General features: G+C 35.1%; 39 protein-coding genes. 2 read left to right on the top strand and 37 right to left on the bottom strand.

Features of this window, described 5'->3' with window-relative positions:
* Nucleotides 1-61 precede the first annotated feature (61 nt).
* Nucleotides 62-1,063, top strand: a complete 1,002-nt coding sequence (locus tag Q73A0000_RS14600; RefSeq protein ID WP_193811655.1) for a Fic family protein — start codon at nucleotides 62-64, stop codon at nucleotides 1,061-1,063.
* 82 nt (nucleotides 1,064-1,145) lie between these two features.
* Here the strand turns inward: Q73A0000_RS14600 and Q73A0000_RS14595 are convergent, their stop codons facing one another.
* The 9 genes from Q73A0000_RS14595 to eno form a co-directional block, all read right to left on the bottom strand.
* Nucleotides 1,146-1,880, bottom strand: a complete 735-nt coding sequence (locus Q73A0000_RS14595) for an SDR family NAD(P)-dependent oxidoreductase (protein ID WP_193811654.1) — start codon at nucleotides 1,878-1,880, stop codon at nucleotides 1,146-1,148.
* A gap of 3 nt (nucleotides 1,881-1,883) precedes the next feature.
* A complete protein-coding gene (locus tag Q73A0000_RS14590; protein WP_193811653.1) occupies nucleotides 1,884-2,651 on the bottom strand; it encodes an enoyl-CoA hydratase/isomerase family protein in 768 nt (255 codons plus the stop codon).
* Nucleotides 2,651-3,340, bottom strand: coding sequence for an SMUG2 DNA glycosylase family protein (locus Q73A0000_RS14585; protein WP_193811652.1), 690 nt, complete (start codon nucleotides 3,338-3,340; stop codon nucleotides 2,651-2,653). The genes Q73A0000_RS14590 and Q73A0000_RS14585 overlap by 1 nt, the downstream gene beginning before the upstream one ends.
* A 136-nt stretch (nucleotides 3,341-3,476) precedes the next feature.
* Complete coding sequence (locus Q73A0000_RS14580) at nucleotides 3,477-3,812, bottom strand: DUF6150 family protein (RefSeq protein ID WP_193811651.1); 336 nt, start codon at nucleotides 3,810-3,812, stop codon at nucleotides 3,477-3,479.
* Between the two features lie 5 nt (nucleotides 3,813-3,817).
* On the bottom strand, nucleotides 3,818-6,316 hold the full coding sequence (gene paaZ / locus Q73A0000_RS14575) for a phenylacetic acid degradation bifunctional protein PaaZ (RefSeq protein WP_193813738.1): 2,499 nt from the start codon (nucleotides 6,314-6,316) through the stop codon (nucleotides 3,818-3,820).
* On the bottom strand, nucleotides 6,313-6,600 hold the full coding sequence (locus Q73A0000_RS14570) for a hypothetical protein (protein WP_193811650.1): 288 nt from the start codon (nucleotides 6,598-6,600) through the stop codon (nucleotides 6,313-6,315). The genes paaZ and Q73A0000_RS14570 overlap by 4 nt, the downstream gene beginning before the upstream one ends.
* An 11-nt stretch (nucleotides 6,601-6,611) precedes the next feature.
* Complete coding sequence (locus Q73A0000_RS14565) at nucleotides 6,612-7,739, bottom strand: hypothetical protein (protein WP_208458785.1); 1,128 nt, start codon at nucleotides 7,737-7,739, stop codon at nucleotides 6,612-6,614.
* 262 nt (nucleotides 7,740-8,001) lie between these two features.
* Nucleotides 8,002-9,288, bottom strand: coding sequence for a citrate synthase (locus Q73A0000_RS14560; RefSeq protein ID WP_193811648.1), 1,287 nt, complete (start codon nucleotides 9,286-9,288; stop codon nucleotides 8,002-8,004).
* 82 nt (nucleotides 9,289-9,370) lie between these two features.
* Nucleotides 9,371-10,663 (bottom strand): phosphopyruvate hydratase, encoded by a 1,293-nt coding sequence (gene eno, locus Q73A0000_RS14555; protein ID WP_193811647.1) that lies wholly within the window; start codon nucleotides 10,661-10,663, stop codon nucleotides 9,371-9,373.
* A 177-nt stretch (nucleotides 10,664-10,840) separates the two neighbouring features.
* Between eno and Q73A0000_RS14550 the strand changes: the two genes are divergently transcribed.
* Nucleotides 10,841-11,266 (top strand): hypothetical protein, encoded by a 426-nt coding sequence (locus Q73A0000_RS14550; protein WP_193811646.1) that lies wholly within the window; start codon nucleotides 10,841-10,843, stop codon nucleotides 11,264-11,266.
* A 235-nt stretch (nucleotides 11,267-11,501) separates the two neighbouring features.
* Here the strand turns inward: Q73A0000_RS14550 and rplQ are convergent, their stop codons facing one another.
* The 28 genes from rplQ to rplC all read right to left on the bottom strand — a co-directional run bounded on the left by rplQ (nucleotide 11,502) and on the right by rplC (nucleotide 25,540).
* Entirely contained in the window at nucleotides 11,502-12,032 is a 531-nt protein-coding gene (gene rplQ / locus Q73A0000_RS14545; RefSeq protein WP_193811645.1) for a 50S ribosomal protein L17, read from the bottom strand.
* Between the two features lie 6 nt (nucleotides 12,033-12,038).
* Nucleotides 12,039-13,034, bottom strand: a complete 996-nt coding sequence (locus Q73A0000_RS14540) for a DNA-directed RNA polymerase subunit alpha (RefSeq protein ID WP_193811644.1) — start codon at nucleotides 13,032-13,034, stop codon at nucleotides 12,039-12,041.
* A gap of 34 nt (nucleotides 13,035-13,068) precedes the next feature.
* Nucleotides 13,069-13,677, bottom strand: coding sequence for a 30S ribosomal protein S4 (rpsD, locus tag Q73A0000_RS14535; protein WP_193811643.1), 609 nt, complete (start codon nucleotides 13,675-13,677; stop codon nucleotides 13,069-13,071).
* Nucleotides 13,678-13,766: 89 nt separating this feature from the next.
* Nucleotides 13,767-14,156 (bottom strand): 30S ribosomal protein S11, encoded by a 390-nt coding sequence (gene rpsK / locus Q73A0000_RS14530; RefSeq protein WP_027376638.1) that lies wholly within the window; start codon nucleotides 14,154-14,156, stop codon nucleotides 13,767-13,769.
* Nucleotides 14,157-14,168: 12 nt separating this feature from the next.
* The gene (gene rpsM / locus Q73A0000_RS14525) at nucleotides 14,169-14,546 is read right to left on the bottom strand and encodes a 30S ribosomal protein S13 (RefSeq protein ID WP_133439512.1); all 378 of its coding nucleotides are present in this window, start codon (nucleotides 14,544-14,546) and stop codon (nucleotides 14,169-14,171) included.
* A gap of 9 nt (nucleotides 14,547-14,555) precedes the next feature.
* Entirely contained in the window at nucleotides 14,556-14,672 is a 117-nt protein-coding gene (gene rpmJ, locus Q73A0000_RS14520) for a 50S ribosomal protein L36 (protein ID WP_007839480.1), read from the bottom strand.
* A gap of 143 nt (nucleotides 14,673-14,815) precedes the next feature.
* Nucleotides 14,816-15,031 (bottom strand): translation initiation factor IF-1, encoded by a 216-nt coding sequence (infA, locus tag Q73A0000_RS14515; RefSeq protein ID WP_031503426.1) that lies wholly within the window; start codon nucleotides 15,029-15,031, stop codon nucleotides 14,816-14,818.
* Nucleotides 15,032-15,039: 8 nt separating this feature from the next.
* Nucleotides 15,040-16,422 (bottom strand): preprotein translocase subunit SecY, encoded by a 1,383-nt coding sequence (secY, locus tag Q73A0000_RS14510; RefSeq protein WP_193811642.1) that lies wholly within the window; start codon nucleotides 16,420-16,422, stop codon nucleotides 15,040-15,042.
* A gap of 8 nt (nucleotides 16,423-16,430) precedes the next feature.
* Nucleotides 16,431-16,877, bottom strand: a complete 447-nt coding sequence (gene rplO / locus Q73A0000_RS14505; protein WP_193811641.1) for a 50S ribosomal protein L15 — start codon at nucleotides 16,875-16,877, stop codon at nucleotides 16,431-16,433.
* A gap of 77 nt (nucleotides 16,878-16,954) precedes the next feature.
* Nucleotides 16,955-17,131, bottom strand: a complete 177-nt coding sequence (gene rpmD, locus Q73A0000_RS14500) for a 50S ribosomal protein L30 (RefSeq protein WP_193811640.1) — start codon at nucleotides 17,129-17,131, stop codon at nucleotides 16,955-16,957.
* Nucleotides 17,132-17,141: 10 nt separating this feature from the next.
* Nucleotides 17,142-17,663 carry a 30S ribosomal protein S5 gene (rpsE, locus tag Q73A0000_RS14495; RefSeq protein ID WP_193811639.1) on the bottom strand — a complete coding sequence of 174 codons (522 nt, stop codon included), beginning with the start codon at nucleotides 17,661-17,663 and terminating at the stop codon, nucleotides 17,142-17,144.
* A gap of 18 nt (nucleotides 17,664-17,681) precedes the next feature.
* Nucleotides 17,682-18,029 (bottom strand): 50S ribosomal protein L18, encoded by a 348-nt coding sequence (rplR, locus tag Q73A0000_RS14490; protein ID WP_193811638.1) that lies wholly within the window; start codon nucleotides 18,027-18,029, stop codon nucleotides 17,682-17,684.
* Between the two features lie 17 nt (nucleotides 18,030-18,046).
* Nucleotides 18,047-18,592 (bottom strand): 50S ribosomal protein L6, encoded by a 546-nt coding sequence (gene rplF / locus Q73A0000_RS14485; protein WP_193811637.1) that lies wholly within the window; start codon nucleotides 18,590-18,592, stop codon nucleotides 18,047-18,049.
* 17 nt (nucleotides 18,593-18,609) lie between these two features.
* The gene (gene rpsH / locus Q73A0000_RS14480) at nucleotides 18,610-19,008 is read right to left on the bottom strand and encodes a 30S ribosomal protein S8 (protein WP_133439503.1); all 399 of its coding nucleotides are present in this window, start codon (nucleotides 19,006-19,008) and stop codon (nucleotides 18,610-18,612) included.
* 157 nt (nucleotides 19,009-19,165) lie between these two features.
* On the bottom strand, nucleotides 19,166-19,435 hold the full coding sequence (rpsN, locus tag Q73A0000_RS14475; RefSeq protein ID WP_039341538.1) for a 30S ribosomal protein S14: 270 nt from the start codon (nucleotides 19,433-19,435) through the stop codon (nucleotides 19,166-19,168).
* Between the two features lies 1 nt (nucleotide 19,436).
* Nucleotides 19,437-19,988, bottom strand: coding sequence for a 50S ribosomal protein L5 (gene rplE, locus Q73A0000_RS14470; protein ID WP_193811636.1), 552 nt, complete (start codon nucleotides 19,986-19,988; stop codon nucleotides 19,437-19,439).
* Between the two features lie 10 nt (nucleotides 19,989-19,998).
* The gene (rplX, locus tag Q73A0000_RS14465; protein ID WP_193811635.1) at nucleotides 19,999-20,325 is read right to left on the bottom strand and encodes a 50S ribosomal protein L24; all 327 of its coding nucleotides are present in this window, start codon (nucleotides 20,323-20,325) and stop codon (nucleotides 19,999-20,001) included.
* 18 nt (nucleotides 20,326-20,343) lie between these two features.
* A complete protein-coding gene (rplN, locus tag Q73A0000_RS14460) occupies nucleotides 20,344-20,712 on the bottom strand; it encodes a 50S ribosomal protein L14 (RefSeq protein ID WP_193811634.1) in 369 nt (122 codons plus the stop codon).
* Nucleotides 20,712-20,969 (bottom strand): 30S ribosomal protein S17, encoded by a 258-nt coding sequence (gene rpsQ, locus Q73A0000_RS14455; RefSeq protein WP_088263399.1) that lies wholly within the window; start codon nucleotides 20,967-20,969, stop codon nucleotides 20,712-20,714. Before rpsQ ends, rplN begins: the two co-directional genes overlap by 1 nt.
* Nucleotides 20,970-20,979: 10 nt before the next feature.
* The gene (gene rpmC, locus Q73A0000_RS14450) at nucleotides 20,980-21,171 is read right to left on the bottom strand and encodes a 50S ribosomal protein L29 (protein ID WP_193811633.1); all 192 of its coding nucleotides are present in this window, start codon (nucleotides 21,169-21,171) and stop codon (nucleotides 20,980-20,982) included.
* A 10-nt stretch (nucleotides 21,172-21,181) separates the two neighbouring features.
* A complete protein-coding gene (gene rplP / locus Q73A0000_RS14445) occupies nucleotides 21,182-21,607 on the bottom strand; it encodes a 50S ribosomal protein L16 (RefSeq protein ID WP_193811632.1) in 426 nt (141 codons plus the stop codon).
* Between the two features lie 83 nt (nucleotides 21,608-21,690).
* On the bottom strand, nucleotides 21,691-22,425 hold the full coding sequence (rpsC, locus tag Q73A0000_RS14440; RefSeq protein ID WP_193811631.1) for a 30S ribosomal protein S3: 735 nt from the start codon (nucleotides 22,423-22,425) through the stop codon (nucleotides 21,691-21,693).
* A gap of 7 nt (nucleotides 22,426-22,432) precedes the next feature.
* Complete coding sequence (gene rplV, locus Q73A0000_RS14435) at nucleotides 22,433-22,834, bottom strand: 50S ribosomal protein L22 (RefSeq protein ID WP_193811630.1); 402 nt, start codon at nucleotides 22,832-22,834, stop codon at nucleotides 22,433-22,435.
* A 2-nt stretch (nucleotides 22,835-22,836) separates the two neighbouring features.
* On the bottom strand, nucleotides 22,837-23,115 hold the full coding sequence (gene rpsS, locus Q73A0000_RS14430) for a 30S ribosomal protein S19 (protein WP_034718690.1): 279 nt from the start codon (nucleotides 23,113-23,115) through the stop codon (nucleotides 22,837-22,839).
* 2 nt (nucleotides 23,116-23,117) lie between these two features.
* Nucleotides 23,118-23,939 carry a 50S ribosomal protein L2 gene (rplB, locus tag Q73A0000_RS14425; protein WP_193811629.1) on the bottom strand — a complete coding sequence of 274 codons (822 nt, stop codon included), beginning with the start codon at nucleotides 23,937-23,939 and terminating at the stop codon, nucleotides 23,118-23,120.
* Nucleotides 23,940-23,999: 60 nt separating this feature from the next.
* Nucleotides 24,000-24,290: a 50S ribosomal protein L23 gene (gene rplW / locus Q73A0000_RS14420; RefSeq protein ID WP_193811628.1), complete on the bottom strand. Its 291-nt coding sequence runs from the start codon at nucleotides 24,288-24,290 to the stop codon at nucleotides 24,000-24,002.
* A gap of 3 nt (nucleotides 24,291-24,293) precedes the next feature.
* Nucleotides 24,294-24,923 (bottom strand): 50S ribosomal protein L4, encoded by a 630-nt coding sequence (gene rplD / locus Q73A0000_RS14415; protein WP_193811627.1) that lies wholly within the window; start codon nucleotides 24,921-24,923, stop codon nucleotides 24,294-24,296.
* Entirely contained in the window at nucleotides 24,914-25,540 is a 627-nt protein-coding gene (gene rplC, locus Q73A0000_RS14410) for a 50S ribosomal protein L3 (RefSeq protein WP_193811626.1), read from the bottom strand. Before rplC ends, rplD begins: the two co-directional genes overlap by 10 nt.
* Between the last annotated feature and the right edge of the window lie 118 nt (nucleotides 25,541-25,658).

Here is a 25,658-nt window from a genome sequence, read left to right as displayed (position 1 = left end):
CATCGGATATATATATAAAATACAATAAACGATATTAAAAATATAGTTGTACATTTGTGTTATGAAATGGCAAGATTATCCATATTACTTTGAAGGTTTAGAAAAACAACTGGAAAGAATTCATGAGAAAAAACATGAACTGGATAAAAAACGTCCTATTCCAACCTATGTTTTGAAAAGCATAAAAGACAGTTTGAGCATAGAATGGACTTATAATTCTAACAGCATAGAAGGAAATACCTTTACTTTGCAAGAAACAAAAATGGTGATCGAAGATGGATTTACGATTAAAGGAAAATCGCTTCGGGAGCATTTTGAAGTGGTGAATCATCAGGAAGCCATCGAATTTGTAGAGTCACTTGCTTCAAATGAATACCTTCTTAATAAACTAGATGTTTTAAGTGTCCATCATCTTGTGCTACAAAAAATAGAAAAGGACTTTTCTGGAAAATTGAGAACTTCAGGTGTTAGAATTTCTGGAGCAAATTTTGTTCCACCGAATGCACTGAAAGTTGAGGAATTCGTAGAAGAGTTGATGTACTTTGCAAACAGTTCCGATATTGATATTCTGATTAAATCTGCTATTTTCCACCACCGTTTTGTTTGGATTCATCCATTCTTTGATGGAAATGGCAGAACGGCGAGATTGCTTCTCAACTTAATTTTAATGAAAAGTGGTTTTCCACCAGCAATTATCTTAAAAAATGATCGCAAAAAATATTATGATGCTTTGAACCAAGCGAATAATCAGGATTATTCAAAATTATTCCTTTTAATTTTACAAGCGGTTGAAAGAACTTTGGATATTTATCTGGGAAATCTTAATAATACTTACGATCAATATCAAAATATTTCAGATATCGTGAGTGAGCCCGATGTTCCTTATGGACAGGAATACGTGAGTTTATTGGCAAGACAGGGGAAAATTGATGCCTTCAAAGAAGGTCGAAATTGGCTCACAACAAAAGATGCGGTTCTGGATTATATCGAAAATCGTGATCGAAAAAGGATTTTAAAATCAGGAAAGTGTCTCAATACTCCAACTCACCTTCTGAGATTCTAATATTTGACACCCATGCTCTGACAGGAGTCCGTGAGAAAAACATAAAAAAAGCCGTTTCATATAGTTATGAGACGGCTTCTTCTTATGGTAATTTTGAAACTAAACTTTCCGGTAATATTTTAAGAATATAATAAATGATTTTCCATTTAAAATTGGGAACGATTGAAAAAGAATTTCCAGCATTTACAATATGTTTCGCTACATAATCTGGCTCCATTATTAAAGATTTATTGAGTTCTAAACCTTCATTAATTTTAGTATTAATGTAACCACTTACTAAAACATTTACGATAATATTCCTTGAAGATAATTCTTGTCGAAGTCCGGCTAAATATTGTGTGAAAGCCGATTTCGTACTTCCATAAATAAAATTACTCTTTCTGCCTCGAACTCCAGAAAGTGAAGAAAGACCAATGATTCTTTTTAAATTTTTATTGGATTCGTCCATCGAAATAATATTTAGAATAGAAACCGCACCCATATAATTGACTTCCATCATTTGTTTTGCTCCAGTAAAATCGTAAAGTGCTTTTTGATTTTCAACTAAAAATCCTGCGGCGTAAATTACAATGTTGGGATTTATTGGAAGTTCATCATAAAATTTTTGATGAGAATTAAAATCGGCTGCATCAAAATAATTAAGAGTGATTTTTGAAGAATCAATTTCATTTTCTCTCACGAAACTTTCTAAAGAATCTAGATTTCGAGAAGAAGCAATAATTGAAAATCCCTTTTCCAGATATTGCAAAATACATTGTTTTGCAACATCGGAATTGGCGCCTAAAATTAGAACGGTTTTGTTGCAATTATTATTCATCGACTATTTGGCGCGAAGTCGTTCTTTAATCATTTCAATATTTTTTTTGGCTGAATCTTCCAAAATTAAAGAAGCGCTCATCAAAATTCTTTCCGGCATTAACTTTTCGAAATGTTCTGTTCCTTCCCAAGAAACTTTTTTAATTAAGGATAAAGCATCAGAACTTCTGGTCGATAATTTCTCTAAAAACTGAGTGATTTCAACATCCATATTTTCAATAGTTTCGGAAACTGAATGATAGACATCGTGTTTTTCACACCAATCTGCACTTCTGAAATCTGCGTCGATTGACATTGCAGAGTAGGCAGATTTGCCCATTTTTCTTTCGACATAAGGTCCGATTACGAAAGGTCCGATTCCTAAATTCAATTCTGTTAGAGCCAGCGCAGAATCTTTCGTGGCAAAACAGTAATCTGCAGCACAAGCAATTCCGACTCCACCGCCAGTTGTTTTCCCCTGAACTCTAACGATGACTAATTTTCCGCAAGATCGCATTGCATTTAAAACTTTAGCAAAACCTCCAAAGAATGTTTTAGAATTATCTAATTCATCGATTGACAATAATTCGTCGAAACTTGCTCCAGCGCAAAATGCTTTCTCTCCTCCAGATTTTAAAAGAATTGCTTTTACTTCTTCTTTGGCTCCTTCATTTAAAATTGTTTGAGCGAGTAATTCTAAAATTTCTCCTGGTAAAGAATTGCTTTTTGGATGTCCAAAAGTGATTTCTGAAATATTATTTTTAAGTTCTTGATTTACAAATCCGTTGTTCATTATGCTTTGTTTAATGCTATTAAATATTTATCGATGTATAATTGTTTTTCTTTGCTTTTGTATTGCTGGATATATCTCGGATGTTCCAACACCGTCATTTTATCAAAGAAATGTTCCTGACTGTTAATTTTGTCAATGAAAGTGGCGTTCTTTTTTCCTAAAATAAAAACTTCTGAAGTATCTAAACCCAAACTGATATGATCTTTTAAACTTTGGATCATAAAGGGTTTTACGGCTTCGAAGAGATTTTTATCGTCGTAATAATTGGCGTTTAAATTACCTTTAATCGTATTTCTGACAATGGCTAAAGGAAAAGGGGAATTGATATAAAATTCCTTATAAAAATTTTCTGGTCCGCCGAATTGTTCGATCACATCGTAGAGATAAACAGAGGAGATTTCATGCGTGTGAGCGGATTTCATTTCAATTCCACAAACCGTTTCCAACCTTTTTGTATCGGTGAAAGGAACTCCGGTAACTCCGGCTCCATGGCGACTTGGATTGATTCCGATGATAAATTTTCTTTGGTTGTGATCATTATAGAATTTTTTATAAAAATCGGTCATCACCGTTAAAGTTTCGGGATTATCGAAGAAAGGATTGAGCACATCGAAGCCTTCAGGAAGTTCTCCAGAATAATGAAGTTTCTTGTTGAATGCTACAACTTGTTCTCCGATGGTTTTTTTCAAAATACTACCTTTAGTTTAATGCTCATAAGATAGCGCTCCTCCGGAACGCAAATTCATTATTTCAATTTAATGCTACAGAGATAATGTTCCTCTGGAACATCTACATAATTTAAAAATATGTTCTAAATTATCATCTTCAGTACAGCAACTGCTTCCTCTCCTTTTTATTCCATCCCCCTTGACTTTGATATTTCACAAAGAAAATTTTCAAATCTGCCTGGCTTTCGTAATCTACAAAATAGATTTTTTTGTCGGCTTGGCTGGAATACTTTACAAAAAACCACTTCCCTTCGTTTCCTTCGGCTTGACTTTGATAATCAACGCGATAAACTTTCAAATCTGCCTGACTTTCGTATCTCACAACAAAGACTTTTACATCTGCTTGACTTTGATAATCGACAGAAAAAACTTTTTGCGCAGAAAACTGCAAAGTAAAAAAGAGTGAAAAAACCAAGGCTAGATATTTTTTCATTTCAATTAACTGGTAAAAAGTCCAAATTGCTCAAAGTGATGAGTCACATGTTTTTGATGAAATAATTCCATCATCTCTTTATTTAATTTTCCAAAGACGAAATGTAAATGCTCTGCATCTGGATTCTCACGATAATAAATCTGATAATTTTTTACAGATTCAATGAAGTGAGTTTTGGCTTCATCCAAATTTTTATATTTCAACTCTGGTAGTTTTCCTTCTTCTAAAAAAGGTGCAGGGAAATCTTTTGGCATTTTCCTAAAATTATAAAGCGAATCCTGATATTTCTCCAAATATTCTTCCGGAGTTTTACATTCTGAAGTTTCCAGTTCACCAGTGCTGTATTTCATGGTAGTTTCTAAATGTTCTAACATTTGTTGAGCATTCATTTGTCCCCAATGTGGCACCGATTTCTCAGTTAAATTATTCAACCGTTTTGCAAAATCTTTATAATCGATTTTAATAAAAGGTGATTTCTTGGCAACCAAAGTTAAGATTGTGGCAACACAAACGGTCTCTTCTCTTTGATTAACAACTTCAACCAACCACTTCACAACGCCACTCGGAACATTTCTTCCTTTAACGCCTTTGTTGATTCTTTCTTTAGCCGTTAAATAAACAGTGATCGTATCTCCCGCATAAACTGGTTTAAAGAAACTCGCATTTTCTAAACCGTAGTTTGCAATCACTGGACCTTTTTTACCCGAAACAAATAATCCTGCAGCAGCGGAAAGAATGAAGTATCCATGTGCTACAGTTTGATCGAAAATGGTTCCATTCAAAGATGTTGAATCGGTGTGTGCGTAAAAATGATCCCACGAGACATTTCCGAAGTTGACGATGTCTGCTTCTGTTACAGTTCTTCCTGCAGTTTCTAAGGAATCACCGATTTCTACTTCCTCGAAACATTTTCTAAATGGATGTTTATCTGAATAAGTTGGAGTTGCTCCTTGCTGGTAAATTTTTGTAATCGCAGTTAAAATATCTGGAGAACCTTGAATCGCTGTTTTTTGTAAGAAAAAGTGAAGTCCATTCAACCCACCCATTTCTTCACCACCTCCTGCTCTTCCAGGACCGCCGTGCATTAATGTTGGCAAAGGTGAACCGTGACCCGTGGATTCTTTTGCATTATCTCTATTTAAAACAAAAATTCTTCCGTGTGAAGAGGCCATTTTCCAAGAGGTTTCTGCGACGAATTTTTCATCATGAGAAATAATGGATCCAACTAAACTACCTTTTCCACGTTTTGCTAAAGCGGCTGCTTCTTCTGCATCTTTGTATGGCATTAAGGTTGAAACTGGTCCGAATGCTTCTACTTCATGTGAAATATTTTTCTCAAATGGTTTATCGTTGTAAAAGACTTTTGGTGTCATAAAGGCACCGCTTTCATAATCAGCATCTACCAATTCTTGTTTTCCATCGTAAATAAGTTCTGTTTCGGCTTTAAGTAAATCAATTTTCTCCTGAAGAACTGCCATTTCTTTTTTACCAACGATAGAACCCATTCTTGTTTCTCGGCTTAATGGATTTCCGATTTTAGTTTGATCTAATGCTTTGCTTAAAGCATTCTGAACGTCACCAACTAAATCTTCAGGAACAATAATTCTTCGGATTGCGGTACATTTCTGTCCGGCTTTGGTCGTCATTTCTGTTCGAACTTCCTTAATGAAAAGATCAAATTCTGGTGTTCCTGGTTTTGCATCGAGACCGAGAATTGAACAGTTTAAAGAATCTGCTTCCATATTGAAACGGACAGCATTTTTAGAAACTGAAGGTAAAGATTTTAGTTTTTTTCCGGTAGAAGCTGAACCTGTAAAAAGGACAGAATCACCATCTTGAACATAATCCAGAACATTTCCGGGTTCTCCACAAACTAATTGGATTGCGCCTTCCGGAAGGATTCCACTTTCTATCATGTCCTGGAACACGGCATTCGTCAAATAAGAACCTGGAGTTGCCGGTTTTACAATACTAGGAACTCCGGCTAAAAGTGAAGTTGATAATTTTTCTAACATTCCCCAAACAGGGAAATTGTAGGCGTTGATCTGAACTGAAACTCCTTCGCTAGGCGTTAGAATATGAGTTCCTAAGAAAGTTCCGTTGGCAGAAATTTTCTGAGTATCGCCATCAACCCAAAATGGAGTGTTGGGTAACATTCTTTTTGCAAGTCCTGAATAAGTGAAGAACGTTCCGAAACCTCCTTCGATATCGACCCAAGAATCTGAATGTGTTGCACCGGTTTTGTAAGATAAATCGTAATATTTTTTCTTTCTTTCTAATAAATATAAAGCTACTTTTTTCAACATTTCACCACGATCGTAGAAAGTCATCGAGGAAAGATTCTTGTAACCAACGGTTCTTCCATAATCTAAGGCTTCTTCGAAGTTGATTCCGCCCGTATCTGAAATCGCGACCAATTCGCCATTAACTGCGTTATAAAGTGGAACTTCATTTCCTGATCCTTCGATCCATTGTCCGTTGATGTAATTTTTTAGTTTCATTATTTAGTAGATGTAGAATTTTTTAAACTTTTGAATACCATTTTAATTAAGATATAGAACGCGAAAAAAATTAGCGCAATATCAATGGTGAAAACCAATGACGACAAAACATCACTTAAGATTTGTTTTTGCTCCAATGAATGAAGTGCTTCTTTATTTTCTGTATTTTTAATGGCTTTCGCGATACCGATTCCATGTTTTAGGATATAAAACGCAAAGATATTAAGTGCAACTAGAAATATTCCTGCTATTATAAGCCTTTTTTTGTTTTTTGAGTTATTAAACATTTACCCTTATTTTATGCTGTTAAATTACTAATTTTATTGTGAGCAGAAGAAATTGCAGTTATAAATAATAAAAGCAAAAAAGCATTATAGAATCGATAATCGGTAGTTGGGAAAAACATGAATTTTAGATAAATATTGATAAAGAGAACTACCGCAAAAATTCTAATCCAAAAGTCTTTACTGCAGTAAAATATAGTACCTAAAAAGAGAAATGCCAAAACTGACACTTTTTTAAAATTAACAATATTTGCTAAAATTATTTTTTGATACTCTTGAAAAGTAAACTGTGCATTTCCTGTAACAAATTTTCTTCTTTGAATAAAGGTGTCATAAAATACATCTTTCCATCCCGGGTAATAATTTACCTTTAAAATCAAAAAATAAATAGAAAACATGATCGTAGCTAATAGAACTGCTAATAAATTAACTTTTTTAATTTTAACAAAATCATAAATAACATAAATCCCTAAATAACTTAACCCGAAAATAATATAGTCGGGTCGGGTCATCATGACGAGTAGTAGAATCATAAATTGTATGTACAACTTATGTTTATTGAGCACACTATAAAAAAACCAAATCATTAATAAAATCACTAGCATATCTGGAGTTGGCGAGGTTGCAAGATATCTTAATGGAGGAATAAAAAGTAAAAATACAGTCAAAATAAATGATAAAAACATCTTATTAATTAGTAGTTTTTTTAAAATAGAAAAGAGCAGAAATCCTAAAATGAAAAACGAAATAATATTTGGTAGAAAAATAGAAATAGGTGTTGAAAAGCCAATTTTATGAAAAACAAAAATCAAACAAACATAAAAAACTTTGATTGAATAATAGGGTATTTGTAATTGAAAAGCATTCGGATTTTTTGAAATAAAATTTCGCCAATTCCCATTTTGATGATATCCTACTAATTTATCATATTGGTTATCAGTTGCTTCATTTTTAATTGAAGAATATACTTTCTCAAGAATTAATTTATTCTGAGTAGGATTTTCCATTTGATAATAAGTTGCTAAATAACCAGGCATATCCCAATCATATTCTCTTTGTTGAAAATTCAAATACGCTAACAAAAAACTTATAAACAACAATAAAAAGAAGTATGTTTTATTTGTAAAAAAAATAGATATCATTGAACTATAAATGTTTTTATAAATTTAATTTATTAAATTTTTCCGAGTGTTAAGATACTGAAATTTTCAATTTTGCTAAAATTTTGTTTTGGGGACGAATCTGCGCCCCGGCTTGAGTGGAGCTCTTTTTATTTTTTGCGCTGGGAAAAGCCAAGGGGGAAAATAAAAAAGCGGGAACGGAAGACGGAAATGTGCGCCCAAATAAAGCATAAAAAATCCCTCTCAAAAAAATTGAAAGGGAAATTATGAATATCATTTAAGATTATCTTGCGCTCATGTCAACGTAATCACGTTTTGGTGAACCTTGATAAACTTGTCTTGGACGACCGATTGGATCGTTGTGTAATCTCATTTCTTTCCATTGAGAAATCCAGCCTGGTAATCTTCCTAAGGCGAACATTACGGTGAACATTTCTGTTGGAATTCCTAACGCTCTGTAAATAATTCCTGAATAGAAATCTACGTTTGGATATAGTTTTCTGCTTACGAAATACTCATCTTCCAACGCTACTCTTTCTAATTGACGTGCAATATCTAAAGCTTTGTCTTCGATTCCTAATGAATTAAGAATATCATCTGCAGCCTTTTTAATAATGGTTGCTCTTGGATCGAAGTTTTTGTAAACTCTGTGTCCGAAGCCCATCAAACGGAAGTTGTCGTCTTTGTTCTTCGCTTTTTCAACATATTTTGCAACGTCACCACCATCTTTTTCAATCATCTCTAACATTTCGATAACTGCTTGGTTTGCTCCACCATGAAGTGGTCCCCAAAGTGCAGAAATCCCTGCTGAAACTGAAGCGAATAAGCCAGTATGCGCTGAACCAACCATTCTTACTGTTGATGTAGAACAGTTTTGCTCGTGATCTGCGTGAAGAATTAATAATTTATCTAATGCTCCTACAACTACAGGATCTAATTCGAATTCTTGATTTGGACGACGGAAACACATTTTGTAGAAATTTTCTACATAGTTTAAACTGTCATCACCATGATTGATGGAAAGTCCCATTTTTTTACGGTAAGTCCAAGCACAAAGGTGAGAGAACTTGGCAATCAACATTTCTGCTGCGTGATCCATATCTTCTTTTGAAGTTACGTCAACCGCTTTTGGATTAAAGGCAGTAAGTGCAGAAGTCAGTGAAGATAAAACTCCCATTGGATGCGCTGAACGTGGGAAAACATCGATTAATCTTTTCATTTCGTCAGCAACGAAATTGTATTTTTTGATTCCTCTTTCGAATCCTGCGAACTGATCTGTTGTTGGTAAACTACCATTTAACAAAAGATACATTACTTCTGTAAAGTTAGATTTTTCGGCAATTTGTTCGATTGGATATCCTCTGTAGTACAATTCACCATTGTCACCATCAAGATATGTGATGTCGCTTAAAGTAGCTCCTGTATTTTTGTATCCTAAATCTAAAGTAATCAAACCGGTTTGGTCTCTTAACTTTGAAATATCGATTCCTCTGTCACCGATAGTGCTTTCTATGATTGGGTATTCAAATGCTTTACCATCATAATTTAATATAACTTTGTTATCTGACATTATTATTTAATTTTTTACTAATTTATAAATATTGGAAGGGAACCACAAGTGTTTTTGCCGGTCATCCCATGAATTTTTTCTATTATCGTTTTATTTTGAATGCATCAAGTCCCGGGAAATAAGCAGTTTCTCCTAAAGCCTCTTCAATACGAAGCAATTGGTTGTATTTCGCCATTCTGTCTGAACGTGAAGCTGAACCAGTTTTGATCTGTCCACAGTTCATTGCAACTGCTAAATCTGCGATGGTGTTATCTTCTGTTTCACCGGATCTGTGAGACATTACGGTTGTATATCTGTTGTGTTGTGCCATTTGAACCGCATCCATTGTTTCTGATAAAGTACCAATTTGGTTTACTTTTACCAAGATTGAATTTGCAATTCCTTCGTTGATTCCTCTTGAAAGTCTTTCAACATTAGTTACGAATAAATCGTCACCAACCAATTGAACTCTATCACCGATTTTTTCAGTTAACATTTTCCAACCTTCCCAGTCATCTTCATGCATTCCGTCTTCGATAGAAATAATAGGATATTTTGCAGCTAAATCTGCTAAGTAATTTACCTGTTCACTTCTGTTGAAATACGCAGATTCTGGAGTTTCGAATTTTCTATAGTCGTACATTCCATCTTTGTAGAATTCTGAAGCGGCACAATCTAAAGCAAACATGATATCATCTCCTACTTTATAACCTGCTTTTTCTACCGCTTGTGTAAGTGTATCTAAAGCATCTTCAGTTCCTTTGAATTTTGGTGCAAAACCACCTTCATCTCCAACAGCAGTAGAAAGTCCTCTACCGTGTAAAATTGATTTCAAGCTGTGGAAAATTTCAGTTCCTTTTCTTAATGAATCAGAGAAAGATTCCGCTTTTACCGGCATAATCATGAATTCCTGGAATGCGATAGGCGCATCTGAATGCGAACCACCATTAATAACGTTCATCATCGGAACGGGAAGAGTGTTCGCGTTTACTCCACCAACATATTTGTACAACGGCATTTTCAATTCAGTAGCAGCAGCTTTTGCAGCGGCCAAAGAAACGCCTAAAATTGCATTTGCACCAAGGTTTGATTTATTTTTAGTACCATCTAATTCGATCATAATCTGATCGATAAAGTTTTGATCCCAAACTGGCAATCCAACTAATTCTGGAGATATTACTTCTCTTACATTTTCGATTGCCTTTAGTACTCCTTTGCCTAAGAACTTTGGACCGCCATCACGCAATTCCATTGCTTCATGTTCACCAGTAGATGCGCCAGAAGGCACAGCAGCGCGGCCCATCGCACCACTTTCTGTAAACACATCAACTTCGATGGTAGGATTTCCTCGGGAATCTAAAATCTGTCTTGCTTCAATGTAAGAAATGTAACTCATTGTATAATTTTTTTGGTATTATTTTTTATGAATTACAAATTTAGTTAAAATTCAATGATTGCCACGGTTTTATGCGATGATTTTAAATGCTTTTGAGTTAAAATTTAGTTAATTCTATAGGTATATTCATAATTAAAAAACTTATCATTAAATTTGATTATCACTAAAACTTTAACAATGAAAAAAACATTTATTATCGCAGCGAGTTCAATGCTACTGCTTACGCTAAGCTGCAAAAAAAATACGGACGGAAATAAAAGTGTAATCAAACAGGAGAACGGCTATTCTGCGGATTTACCTAAAGACAGTACAAATATAGCTGCTAATCAATCTGACGAAGCAGATTACAATGCTAAGGATTACACAGACCGGTATGTAGCAGACGATGGATCATCTGCTTTAGTTACCTTTAACAATACTGCAAAAGTAAAGACCATCAGCATTAGAAGTAATAACAAAACAATTACTACTCCGCAAACAGAAGCGTTCGCAAAAGGTGGAATTTATAAAGACTTCGATATTACTATCGTCGCTAAAAATGATAGCATTACCATTACTCAAGAAAAGAATGTTATCCATTTAGTTAAAGCAAGAGGACAGTAGATGTAAAAAGTAAAAAGAACCAAGTAAGAGATGTTCGGTTGAGTTTAGATTTGATTACAAAAGAAAATTGCAGCAATCGAAATTCTAGGTTCAAGTTTCGAGGTTCGAGGTTCGAGGTTCGAGGTTCGAGGTTCGAGGTTCGAGGTTATTTAACTAAGCTAAGGCTCAATTAATAAAATAAAAAAATCCGTTCAAAATAAATTGAACGGATTTTAATATATCAGCTTGGGAATAATTATTCTCCAGCTTTTTCTTCTGTAGCATCTGCAGCTTCTGCAGTTGGCTCTTCAGTTTTAACTTCTTTAGCAGGAGTTTCTTTTACTTCAGCAACAGCTTCTGCTGCTTTAGGAGTCGCTCTTCTACTTCTTCTAGTTACTTTTTTCTCTTCAGCGTTCGGGTTGTAAAGTTCATTGAAATCTACAAGTTCGATCATTGCCATATCGGCAGCATCTCCCTGTCTGAATCCAGTTTTGATGATTCTTGTGTAACCACCATTTCTTTCTGCGATCTTAGGAGCAACTGTTCTGAATAATTCAGTAACTGCTTCTTTGCTTTGCAGGTAAGAGAAAACTGTTCTTCTGTTGTGTGTTGTATCTTCTTTCGCTTTTGTAAGGATCGGTTCAACATACACTCTTAAAGCTTTCGCCTTAGCAACAGTTGTGTTGATTCTTTTATGCTCAATAAGAGAACAAGCCATATTAGAAAGCAAAGCACTTCTGTGAGAAGCTGTTCTAGATAAGTGATTGAATTTTTTACCGTGTCTCATTGTTTGTTATTTATCAGCGTCTAATTTATATTTAGCAACGTCGAAACCGAAGTTAAGACCTTTTGCATGCACTAATTCTTCTAATTCTGTTAAAGATTTTTTACCGAAATTTCTGAATTTCATCAAATCAGACTTCGTATAAGAAACCAGTTCTCCTAAAGTTTCCACTTCAGCAGCTTTTAAGCAGTTTAATGCTCTTACAGACAGATCCATATCTACTAATTTAGATTTAAGTAGTTGTCTTGTATGTAAAGTTTCTTCATCGTACTGGATGGATGCTTTTACTGCTTCAGTTTCTAAAGTAATTCTCTCATCGGAGAACAACATGAAATGATAAATTAATATCTTAGAAGCTTCTGTTAAAGCATTTTGAGGGCTGATAGAACCATCAGTTTCAATATCCAAAACGAGTTTTTCGTAGTCTGTTTTTTGCTCGACACGATAGTTTTCAACACTGTACTGTACTTTTTTGATCGGAGTATAGATTGAATCAATAGCAATAGTTCCGATAGGAGCATTGTTTGATTTGTTTTGTTCTGAAGGAACATAACCTCTACCTTTCTCAATATTGAACGTGATTTCAAATTTCACGTCTTTATTTGTTGTACAGATAACTAAATCAGGATTCAATACTTCGAAATCTTGCATTGATTTTCCTAGGTCGCCAGCTGTAACAGTATTTTGACCAGATACTTTTGCAGTTACTTCTTCTGCCGTAGCAGTTTCAGATTTTGCTCTAAGTCTTAATTGTTTTAGGTTCAGAATAATTTCTGTAACGTCTTCAATTACACCTGGAATAGTTGAAAATTCGTGCTCTACGCCTTCTATTTTGATAGATGAAATAGCATATCCTTCAAGAGAAGAAAGTAAAACTCTTCTCAAAGCATTACCGATCGTAAGTCCGAACCCTTGCTCTAATGGTCTGAATTCAAATTGGCCTTTGAATTCATCAGAGTTAAGGAGGATTACTTTATCGGGTTTAATAAATGTTAAAATTGCCATATAATTTGGGTTGAGCAAAAATTTGAAAAAATTATTATTTAGAGTAAAGTTCGACGATCAATTGTTCTTTCAGATCTTCCGGGATTTGAATTCTCTCCGGAGCAGATACGAAAGTACCAGATTTGGTTTCGTCGTTAAATTGTAACCACTCATAAGTTGATCTGTAAGCCAATGAATCAGCAATTACTTCAAGAGATTTTGATTTCTCTCTAACAGCAACTACGTCACCTGCTTTCATAGAATATGAAGCGATGTTTACCAATTCTCCGTTTACAGTGATGTGTCTGTGAGAAACCAATTGTCTTGCTCCAGCTCTGGTTTTTGCAAACCCTAATCTGTACACTACATTGTCTAATCTTGATTCACATAATTGTAAAAGAACTTCACCTGTAACGCCTTTTGCTCTGTTAGCTTTTTCGTATAGGTTAGCGAATTGCTTCTCTAAAATACCATAAGTATATTTCGCTTTTTGCTTTTCCATTAACTGAACAGCATATTCCGATTTCTTCTGGTTTCTTCTTTTGTTCACGCCGTGTTGTCCCGGCGGTTGGTTTTTTCTTTTCTCGAAGTTTTTATCATCTCCGTAGATTGCAACTCCAAACTTTCTTGCAATCTTTGTTTTTGGTCCAATATATCTTGCCATATTTTTTAAGATTTTAGATTCTAGATTTTAGATTTTAGATTAATAATGTATGATCATTATTATTTAAAACTAAAACATAAAATAATAGATTATACTCTTCTTCTTTTTGGTGGTCTACAACCATTATGTGGCATTGGGGTCACATCAACGATTTCACTAACTTCAATTCCTGAATTGTGGATAGTTCTGATAGCAGATTCTCTACCTGCACCAGGACCTTTCACGTAAACCTTTACTCTGCGTAGTCCAGCATCGTGTGCTACTGTTGAGCAATTTTCAGCAGCCATTTGCGCTGCAAAAGGAGTATTCTTCTTTGAACCTCTGAATCCCATTTTTCCGGCAGATGCCCATGAGATTACTTCTCCACTTTTATTTGTTAAAGAAATGATAATATTGTTGAAAGTAGCTTGGATATGTGCTTCACCAATCGCTTCAACTTTTACTTTTCTTTTCTTAACTGCTTTTGTCTGTTTTGCCATAATTCTTACCGATTATTTACTTGCTTTTTTCTTGTTAGCAACAGTTTTTCGTTTTCCTTTTCGGGTTCTAGAATTATTTTTAGTTCTTTGTCCTCTTAAAGGTAATCCCAGTCTGTGACGTATTCCTCGTTGGCAACCAATATCCATCAATCGCTTGATGTTTAGTTGTGTTTCAGAACGCAATTCACCTTCAACTTTAATGTTTTCAGTGATGTAGTTTCTGATTAGTGCCAATTCATCGTCATTCCATTCGTTGACTTTCTTGTCTTCGCTAATACCAGCTGCTTTCAAGATCTCAGAAGAAGTACTTCTTCCAACACCATAGATGTAAGTTAAGCCGATAACGCCTCTTTTGTTTTTTGGTAAATCAATACCGGAAATTCTCGCCATAATTTAATTTTAGCCTTGTCTTTGTTTAAATTTTGGGTTCTTCTTGTTGATTACAAACAGAACGCCTTTCCGGCGAACGATCTTGCAATCAGCACTTCTTTTTTTGATAGATGCTCTAACTTTCATTCGTTACTTGCTTTGTTAATTTTACAACGGTTAAATGAGATCTTACGGAATCATTCCCATTTTGTTTAAATTTAGAACTTCAATAAAATTCTTCAATTCTACTGAAGTTCTCTTTATATACTTAAATTCAGTTTTAGCTGAAATTAATATCTGAAGGTTATTCTCCCTTTTGATAAATCATAAGGAGATAATTCTAACTTCACCTTGTCGCCAGGGAGAAGTTTAATATAATGCATTCGCATTTTACCAGAAATGTGCGCGATTAATACGTGACCATTTTCTAGCTCAACACGAAATTGGGCGTTCGAAAGTGCTTCCGTAATAACGCCGTCTTGTTCAATATGTTTTTGTTTTGCCATTTATCTAATTACAAATTATTGTTCGTTCTAGATAATTTAGACTGCATTAAGCCATCATAATGATGATTCAACAAATACGTATTGATTTGTTGTACAGTATCTAAGATTACTCCGACCATAATTAACAGTGATGTTCCCCCGAAAAACAGGGCAAAACGGTCGGTCTGAACAAACGCTCCATGCACAAGTGCTGGAAGGATTGCAAAGATAGCTAAAAAGATGGAACCTGGCAAAGTTATTTTTGACAAAATATCATCCAGATAATCAGCGGTTTCTTTCCCAGGTCTTACCTTAGGAATTAACCCTCCATTTCTTTTTAAATCATCAGCCATTTGATTAACTGGAATTGTAATCGCAGTATAGAAAAATGAGAAGATGATAATTAACAAAGCAAACAATACATTGTACTGCCAACTAAATACATTTTTGAATCCAGCTAAGAAAGTATTCGATTCATCAACTTTCGTTAATAATCCCGGAACAAACATTAAAGCTTGGGCGAAGATGATTGGCATAACTCCAGAAGCATTCACTTTTAGAGGAATCCATTGTCTTGCACCTTCCATTAAATTTCTGTTTACTCCGCCTCTTGCCTGGGCTCTACTTACATACTGAATAGGAATTTTTCGCACGGCGACAGAAAGAACGATTGCTAATAGAACAACCAACATCCAGAACAGCACTTCAATAAGGATCATAATGGTACCAAAACCACCTTTACCTGTTTGAGTTGCAATTTCCTGAATGAAAGCTCCTGGGAAATCAGCAAGAATACCAACCATAATAAGGATAGATATTCCGTTTCCGATTCCTTTATCAGTAATCTTTTCTCCTAACCACATTGCGAATACAGAACCAGCAACCAAAATTACGATACTTGGCAACCAAAACATAATGGACTGCGGATTCACATAGTAGGCAGAAGCAAACTGTGCGTGTGGCAAGAACATTTGTGTGATTGAAGTAAGGTAAGAAGGTGCCTGTACCAAACAAACTGCAATAGTTAACCATCTTGTAATTTGGTTCAAGGTATTTCTACCACTTTCACCATCTTTCTGCAATTTCTGAAGGTATGGAATTGCCATACCCATTAACTGCACAATAATGGAAGCAGAAATATAAGGCATAATTCCGAGTGCCATAATTGACGCCCGGCTAAATGCCCCTCCTGTAAACGAAGAAAGCAAGCCAAGAAGTCCTGCTCCTTGCTTGTTGCCTCCTTGGTTCTTATAAATATCCAAAAGATTCCCTACCTCTGCCATGTTAATGGCTGGTAAGGAAATATAAGATGCGAATCTATACACTAGAACAATCCCAAGAGTGAACATGATTTTCTCTCTAAGTTCCTTAAGACTCCAAATGTTTTTTAGTGTTTGTATAAATTCTTTCATTGTAAATATTAAAGAGTAATTGCTTTACCTCCAGCTTTAGCAATTGCTTCTTCTGCAGATTTAGTGAATTTGTGTGCAGAAACTGAAATACCAGCTTTCAATTCTCCTCTACCCATAATTTTCACGATTTCGCTTTTCTTAGCTAAACCATTTGCTACTAAAACCTCTTGAGTAATTTCAGTGATATTTTGGCTATCAGCTAAAAGTTGAAGCGTATCAACATTAATTCCTCTATACTCTTTTCTATTGATGTTGTTGAAACCGAATTTCGGTAATCTTCTTTGCAAAGGCATCTGTCCACCTTCGAAACCAATTTTCTGAGAATAACCAGCTCTTGCTTGCTGTCCATTGTGACCTTTCCCAGCTGTTCCCCCTTTACCACTACCTTGTCCTCTACCGATTCTTTTAGTACTGTGAGTAGAACCTGCTGCAGGTCTAATATTATTTAAATTCATTATTTTTAGATTTGAGATTTAAAGATTAGAGATAAGAGACTATCATAATCAAGTCTCTTTGTCTCTTTGTCAATTTTCTATTTTTTTACTTCTAATAAGTGACCAACTGCCGCTACCATTCCTAAAATTGCAGGAGTATCGTCATGTTCTACCACTTGGTGAAGTTTTTTCAATCCTAATGCTTCAAGCGTTCTCTTTTGAGTTTTGGTTCTACCAATAGCGCTTCTTACTTGTTTGATTTGAATTTTTGCCATTGCTTAAATATTAACCGTTAAACACTTTATCTAATGAAATACCTCTAAGTCTTGCGATTTCTTCTGGTTTTCTAATATCCAATAATGCTTTGAAAGTAGCTTTCACAACGTTATGTGGGTTAGATGATCCTTTAGATTTAGACAGAATGTCTTTAATACCACAAGATTCTAATACCATACGAACTGTACCACCAGCTATTACACCAGTACCATGAGTTGCAGGTCTTAAGAAGATATCAGCACCGCCGTATCTTGCAGATGTTTGGTGAGGGATAGTATGTTCTTTCATAGGAATTTTCACTAAATTTTTCTTAGCATCTTCTACTGCTTTTGCAATAGCTGAAGCTACTTCTTTAGATTTTCCTAAACCAAATCCTACTGTTCCAGCTTCGTCTCCTACAACCACGATTGCAGAAAATCCGAAAGCTCTACCTCCTTTAGTTACTTTCGTAACTCTGTTTACTGAAACGAGACGATCTTTAAGTTCTAATCCTCCCGGTTTTATTTTTTCTATATTATCTAGTCCTAACATATTTCCGAAATTTAATGATTAGAATTTTAGTCCGCCTTCTCTCGCACCGTCAGCTAAAGCTTTCACTCTACCATGGTATACGAATCCGTTTCTGTCGAACACTATTTTTTCAATTCCTACAGCTTTAGCTTTTTCAGCGATTGCTTTACCAACTTCTGCAGAGATTTCTACTTTGTTTCCTTTTGCATTCAGCGCTCTTGATGAAGCTGAAGCTAAAGTTTTACCATCTTTATCGTCGATCAATTGAGCGTAAATTTCTTTATTGCTTTTATAAACAGATAATCTTGGTAATTCAGCAGAGCCAGAGATTTTTCCTCTTACTCTTCTTTTAATTCTATTTCTTTTTTGTACTTTGCTTAGTGCCATGTTCTTAAGTTTTAAAATTAAGCAGATTTACCAGCTTTACGTCTTACAATTTCTCCAACGAATCTAACTCCTTTTCCTTTATATGGTTCTGGTTTTCTGAAAGATCTAATCTTTGCAGCTACCATTCCTAATAATTGTTTGTCGAAAGATGTTAAAGTAATGATTGGGTTTTTACCTTTTTCAGATAATGTTTCTAACACGATTTCTTTAGGAAGATCCATTACAATACCGTGAGAGAATCCTAAAGCTAAGTCTAATCTGTTTCCTTGATTAGATGCTCTGTATCCTACCCCTACTAATTCTAGTTTTTTTGTCCAACCTTCGGAAGTACCTAGAACCATGTTATTGATTAACGCTCTGTAAAGACCGTGTAATGCTTTGTGTGATTTTGATTCCGACGGACGGTCTAAAGTTAGAATCCCGTCTTCTTGCTTTAGAGTGATTCCTTCTTCTAATTGCTGTGTAAGTTCTCCTTTCGGTCCTTTCACAGTTACCAATCCGTCTTTCTCGGTTACGGTAACATTAGCGGGAATTTCTATAATTGATTTACCAATTCTTGACATTTTCCTTTGATTATTTATTAATAAACATAGCAGATTACTTCTCCACCAACTTTTTCCTGACGTGCTTTTTTATCTGTCATCACTCCTCTTGAAGTTGAGATAATTGCAATACCCAAACCGTTCAATACTCTTGGTAGTTCACCTGATCCTTTGTATTGTCTCAAACCTGGTCTTGAAGCTCTCTGGATGCTTTTGATGATTGGTTTGTTGGTTGTTTTGTCGTACTTTAAAGCGATTTTGATGTTTCCTTGAACAGCGTTATCTTCGAACTTGTAGTTCAAAATATAACCTTGATCAAACAAAATTTTTGTAATCTCCTTTTTAATTTTCGATGCAGGAATATCCACCACTTTGTGGCCTGCGCTTTGTGCGTTCCTTACTCTGGTTAGGAAATCTGAAATTGGATCTGTTACCATTTTTCTATTTTAAATTATTGGTTTGTGATGAGCAGTTTTGAGAGAATAGATGATAGACTTTTAGATGATAGATAATAGATCGTTAAATCTATTATCTATTTATCTATTATCTTAAATCTAAAAAACCAACTTGATCATCTCGATTGTTCTAAATTTATTACCAACTAGCTTTTTTCACTCCCGGGATAAGACCTTTATTGGCCATTTCTCTGAAAGTTACTCTAGAAAGACCGAATGTTCTCATGTAACCTCTTGGTCTTCCTGTTAATTTACATCTGTTGTGTAGTCTTACTGGTGAAGCATCTTTCGGAAGTAATTGCAAACCTGCATAGTCTCCAGCTTCTTTCAAAGCTTTTCTTTTCTCTGCGTATTTTGCTACCGTAGCTTCTCTTTTGCGCTCACGCGCTTTCATTGATTCTTTAGCCATCTTAGTTCTTTTTGAAAGGCATACCGAAATGCGTTAATAGTGATTTAGCTTCTTTGTCAGTTTTTGCCGAAGTTACGAAAGTAATGTCCATCCCTTGGATTTTTTTCACTTTGTCAATTGCAATCTCTGGGAAGATGATTTGCTCAGTAATCCCTAAGTTGTAATTTCCTCTTCCGTCAAAACCGTCTGCTTTAATACCGTTAAAATCACGGATACGTGGCAAAGCTGAAGAAGTTAATCGGTCTAAGAACTCATACATTTGATTTGCTCTTAAAGTAACTCTAGCTCCTACAGGCATTCCTTTTCTTAATTTAAAAGCTGCTTCATCTTTCTTAGAAAGAGTTCCAACTGCTTTTTGACCGGTGATTGCTGTAAGTTCTTCAATTCCGTAATCAACAATTTTCTTGTCAGCTGTTGCTGCACCCAAACCTTGTGACACAACGATTTTAAGTAATTTAGGAACCTGCATAACAGATTTGTACCCAAATTCTTCCATCATTGTAGGAACAATTTTCTCTTTATATATTTGTTTTGGTCTTGCTATATATTCCATCGTCGTTTAATTATAAAGTTTCACCGGTTGATTTAGCAACTCTCACTTTTTTATCACCCTCTACCTTACTTCCTGTTTTAGTAGCTTTACCGTTTTTGTCGATAAGCATAACGTTTGAAATATGGATTGATGCTTCTTTTTCTACAATTCCGCCTTGTGGATTTCCTGCAGATGGTTTAGTATGTTTTTTAACAATATTTAAACCTGCAATAATTACTCTAGCGTCTTTGCCTTCTTTTCTGATCACTTCAATAACCTCACCTTTTTTACCTTTAATTTCTTTCTTTCCGGTAGTGATGATTACGTTATCTCCTCTTTTGATTTTTAACTTTGTCATTTTTTGTAAATTTTAAAATTAAAGTACTTCTGGAGCTAATGAAATGACTTTCATATATTCTTTGTCTCTTAGTTCACGAGCCACTGGACCGAAAACTCTGGTTCCTCTCATTTCACCAGTAGCATTCAAAAGAACACAAGCGTTGTCGTCAAATTTGATGTATGATCCATCTTTTCTTCTTACTGCTTTTTTAGTTCTTACAACTACTGCTTTAGAAATAGTTCCTTTTTTTGCAGTTCCTTGTGGTGAAGAATCTTTGATAGTAACTACTACTTTATCACCAACTGAAGCATATCTTCTTCTAGTTCCTCCTAGAACTCTAATAACTAGTACTTCTTTGGCACCTGTGTTATCAGCAACTTTTAATCTTGATTCGGTTTGTAACATTACTTAGCTTTTTCAATGATTCTTACTAATCTCCATCTCTTACTTTTACTTAAAGGTCTTGTTTCAGTAATTAATACTGTATCGCCTTCAGTACACTCGTTGTTCTCATCATGAGCGGTATATTTTTTCGTTTTCAAAACGAATTTACCATACATCGGGTGCTTTACTCTCGTCGTTTCACTTACAACAATGGTTTTTTCCATTTTATTGCTAGAAACGATTCCGATTCTTTCTTTTCTTAAATTTCTATCCATGATAAAAGGAAAATTATGATTGTTGTTTTAGTGTTAATTCAGTTTCCAGACGAGCGATCAATCTTCTCATGTCTTTAATTTGAATTGGATTTTCAATCGGGCTGATGCTGTGAGACAATTTCATTTTATTGAAATCTGCTTTTACTTCAGCCAATTTGTTTTGAATATCTCCTGCGCTTAGATTTTTGATGTCAGCTTTTTTCATTTTAAATAAATTAATTAGGTTGAACAAAATCGTTAGCAACTACAAATCTTGTAGTAACAGGAAGTTTTTGTGCTGCTAAACGAAGAGCTTCTTTCGCTACTTCGTAAGATACACCACCTACTTCAAACATAATTTTACCAGGTTTCACTACAGATACCCAATATTCCACAGCACCTTTACCTTTCCCCATCCTTACTTCGGCTGGTTTTTTAGTAATAGGCTTGTCTGGAAATACTTTGATCCATAACTGACCTTCTCTTTTCATATATCTTGTTGCAGCAATACGCGCCGCTTCAATTTGTCTTGCAGTGATCCAAGCTCCTTCGTTAGCTTTGATCCCGAAAGTTCCGTATGCAAGTTGACTACCTCTTTGGGCAATCCCCTTCATTTTCATCTTGTGAACTTTACGGAATTTGGTTCTTCTTGGTTGTAACATAATTTCTAGGAATTTTAGATTTTAGATTTTAGATTTTAAAAAAGTAACGGTCATTTAAAAAGTATCCTCCAAAATTTCATTAATTATTTTCTATCTCTTGGTCTTCTATCGCCTCTGTCCCCTCTATCATTTCTATCTCCTCTTCCTGCAGGTGCTTTTTTCTGTTGTCCTACTAGTGGGCTAAGGTCACGTTTACCGTATACTTCACCTTTCATAATCCAAACTTTCACTCCTAGTTTACCGTACTGAGTAAGTGCTTCACCGATATGGTAATCGATATCTGCTCTAAAAGTTGACAATGGAATTCTTCCTTCTTTGAAGTTTTCGCTTCTTGCCATCTCAGCTCCGTTTAATCTACCAGAAATCTGAACTTTGATTCCTTCAGCTCCCATTCTCATGGTACTTTGAATTGCCATTTTCACAGCTCTTCTGTAAGAAATTCTATTTTCGATTTGTTTTGCAATACTGTCAGCAACTAAAACTGCGTCAAGTTCAGGTCTTTTGATTTCGAAGATATTGATCTGGATATCTTTATCCGTCAATTTTTTTAATTCTTCTTTTAATTTATCAACTTCCTGTCCTCCTTTACCGATAATTAATCCCGGTCTAGCAGTAGTAATTGTAATGGTTACTAATTTCAATGTTCTCTCGATGTAGATTTTTGAAATTCCACCTTTAGATAATCTTGCCTCAAGGTATCTTCTGATCTTGTAGTCTTCTGCGATTCTGTCTCCATAATCTTTACCACCATACCAGTTTGAATCCCATCCTCTGATGATACCTAATCTGTTACCAATTGGATTTGTCTTCTGTCCCATACCTTGATTATTTATTATCTTTAGTTCCTAAAATTAAAGTGATGTGGTTTGATCTTTTTCTGATTCTATGACCTCTACCTTGTGGTGCTGGTCTTAGTCTCTTCAATTGTCTTGCACTGTCAACCATAATTTCTTTTACGATTAAGTTTGCTTCTTCGATATCAGCACCTTCGTTCTTTGATTGCCAGTTAGCCATCGCAGAAAGAAGTACTTTCTCTAATTTGTTAGAAGCATCTTTCTTGGAATATTTAAGGATACTCAACGCTTTATCTACTTCTACTCCTCTAATGATATCAACTACTAATCTCATTTTTCTTGGCGAAGAAGGGCAGTCATTATGTAACGCTTTTGCTACATCTTGGTTTGCTATTTTACGTGCTAATGCACTTTCTCTTTTTCTTGATCCCATGATTATCTACCTCCTTTATTTTTGTTACCGCCGTGACCTCTAAAAGATCTTGTCGGAGAAAATTCGCCTAACTTATGACCTACCATGTTTTCAGTTACATAAACTGGGATAAAAGATTTCCCGTTGTGTACTGCGATGGTTTGTCCAACGAAGTCCGGAGAGATCATTGATGCTCTAGACCAAGTTTTGATTACTGTTTTCTTACCAGCCTCTATATTTGTCTGAACCTTCTTATCTAAAGTGTGATGAATGAAAGGTCCTTTTTTAAGTGATCTTGACATAATTATTTTCTTTTAGATATGATGTGACGGTTAGATGCTTTGTTTTTCTTTCTGGTTTTGTAACCTTTAGAAGGCATACCATTTCTTGATCTTGGGTGACCTCCAGAAGACTTACCTTCTCCACCTCCCATTGGGTGATCGACAGGGTTCATTACTACTGGTCTTGTTCTAGGTCTTCTACCCAACCATCTGCTTCTACCTGCTTTACCAGAAACGGTAAGCATGTGATCGTGGTTAGATACTGCACCAATCATTGCCATACATTCACCAAGAACCATTCTAGATTCTCCTGAAGGTAATTTAATGATAACGTATTTCTTATCTCTTGAAGTTAACTGTGCCGATGATCCTGCACTTCTTGCCATAATTCCACCTTGACCAGGCTTCAATTCGATACAAGAAATAACAGTTCCTAAAGGAATATTTTTCAACTTCATTGCATTACCAACATTTGGTTCTGCGGTTTCTGAGGAGATAACTTTCTGATCTACTTTGATACCAGTTGGAGCGATGATATATCTCTTCTCTCCGTCTGCATATTCTAATAGAGCGATGAAAGCAGTTCTGTTTGGATCATACTCAACAGTTTTTACCGTAGCTTCAACATCAAACTTGTTTCTTTTGAAGTCGATAATTCTGTATTTTTGTTTGTGTCCACCTCCGGTGTAACGCATGGTCATTTTACCAGTATTGTTACGACCACCTGACTTACTAATACCAACTGTTAGAGATTTCTCTGGTTTGTTGGTAGTAATTTCATCAAAGTTGTTAACAACTCTGAATCTCTGTCCCGGGGTGATAGGTTTTAATTTTCTAACAGACATTACAATTATTTATAATTAATAAAATTTTATTGTTGTCATAAGGTTGTCCCTTATGCTAATTTAGTTGGTTGCAAAAATGTCAATTACTTCTCCTTCTACAAGAGCAACAACTGCTTTTTTCAATTTGCTGGTTTTCCCAACTTGTAATCCTTTTTTGGTGTGTTTCGAAGAAACTTTAGGAGCATAAATCATTGTACTAATGTCTGCTACTTTTACACCGTAAGCAAGTTCTATCGCTTTTTTGATCTGGATTTTATTCGATTTAGGGTTAACTAAAAAAGAATATTGTCCTCTCAAATCTGTAAGATAGTTTGCTTTTTCTGAGATGATTGGTTTAATAATAATAGACATGATTTATTTTCTTAAATTTTCTTGGAATTTTTCTACTGCACCTTCTAAGAATATGATCTCTCCTGCGTGTACCAAATCGTAAGAACTGATTTCGTTATAAGTCAAAACTTTAACTTTCGCTAAGTTTCTTGAAGACAAATAAACATTTTTGTTCGCTTCTGGTAAGATGTAAAGAGATTTTTTACCTTCAAATCCTAACGCATTGTTCAATGTGATAAATTCTTTAGTTTTAGGAGCATCAAAATTGAAAGCTTCTAATACTTTAATTGAATTATCTCTCATTTTTTGTGAAAGAACAGATTTTTTAGCTAATCTTTTCAAAGCCTTATTCAACTTGAATCTGTAGTCTCTTGGTTTTGGACCGAAAATTCTACCTCCTCCTTTGAAGATTGGGGATTTGATACTACCGTATCTTGCAGAACCTGAACCTTTTTGTTTCTTAAGTTTCTTAGTTGATCCTGAGATTTCGTTTCTTTCTTTTGATTTGTGCGTACCTTGTCTTTGTGCTGCAAGATATTGCTTAACCTCTAAGTAAACCGCGTGTTGGTTTGGCTCAATTCCGAAGATAGTTTCGTCAAGAGTTACACTTCTTCCGGTTTCTTTTCCTGATGTATTAAATACTACTAGTTCCATTTTCTGATAATTACATAAGAATTTTTCGCTCCCGGAACAGCACCTTTTACTACTAAAAGATTTTGTTCTTCATCTACTCTTAACACTTCTAGGTTTGATACGGTAACTTGCTTACCACCCATTCTCCCCGCCATACGCATTCCTTTGAATACTCTTGATGGATCTGAACCTGCACCGATTGAACCCGGGGCTCTTAATCTGTTGTGCTGTCCGTGAGTTGCTTGCATTACCCCCGCAAAGTTATGTCTTTTCACAACCCCTTGGAAACCTTTACCTTTTGAAGTTCCTGTTACGTCAACATATTCACCTTGAGCAAATAAGTTCACTTTTACTTCGTCTCCTACGCTTAAGGTGTCTACGAATTCATGATAGAATTCCACCAATTTAGCTTTTGGAGCTGAACCTGCCTTTTTGAAGTGGCCGGCTAACGCTTTACCAACGTTCTTTTCACTCTTGTCATCGAAACCAAGTTGAGCAGCTTTGTACCCATCCTTTTCAACGGTTCTGACCTGTAAAACCGAGCATGGACCTGCTTGAATAACGGTACAAGGAATATTCTTCCCAGCTTCGTCAAACAGCGATGTCATCCCGATCTTTTTACCAATAATACCTGACATTGTTTATATATATCTAATTAAATTCTTGTTTGTCAATCAAGGTTTGGGTGATTTCTACTTTTGAAATAGGCGCACTTCTTCCTTAAATTGAGAGTGCAAATGTATGAAGAATATTTGA

It is taken from the genome of Kaistella flava (ex Peng et al. 2021), from assembly GCF_015191005.1.
Lineage (GTDB): Bacteria > Bacteroidota > Bacteroidia > Flavobacteriales > Weeksellaceae > Kaistella > Kaistella flava.
This window is presented reverse-complemented; position numbering and strand designations above follow the sequence as displayed.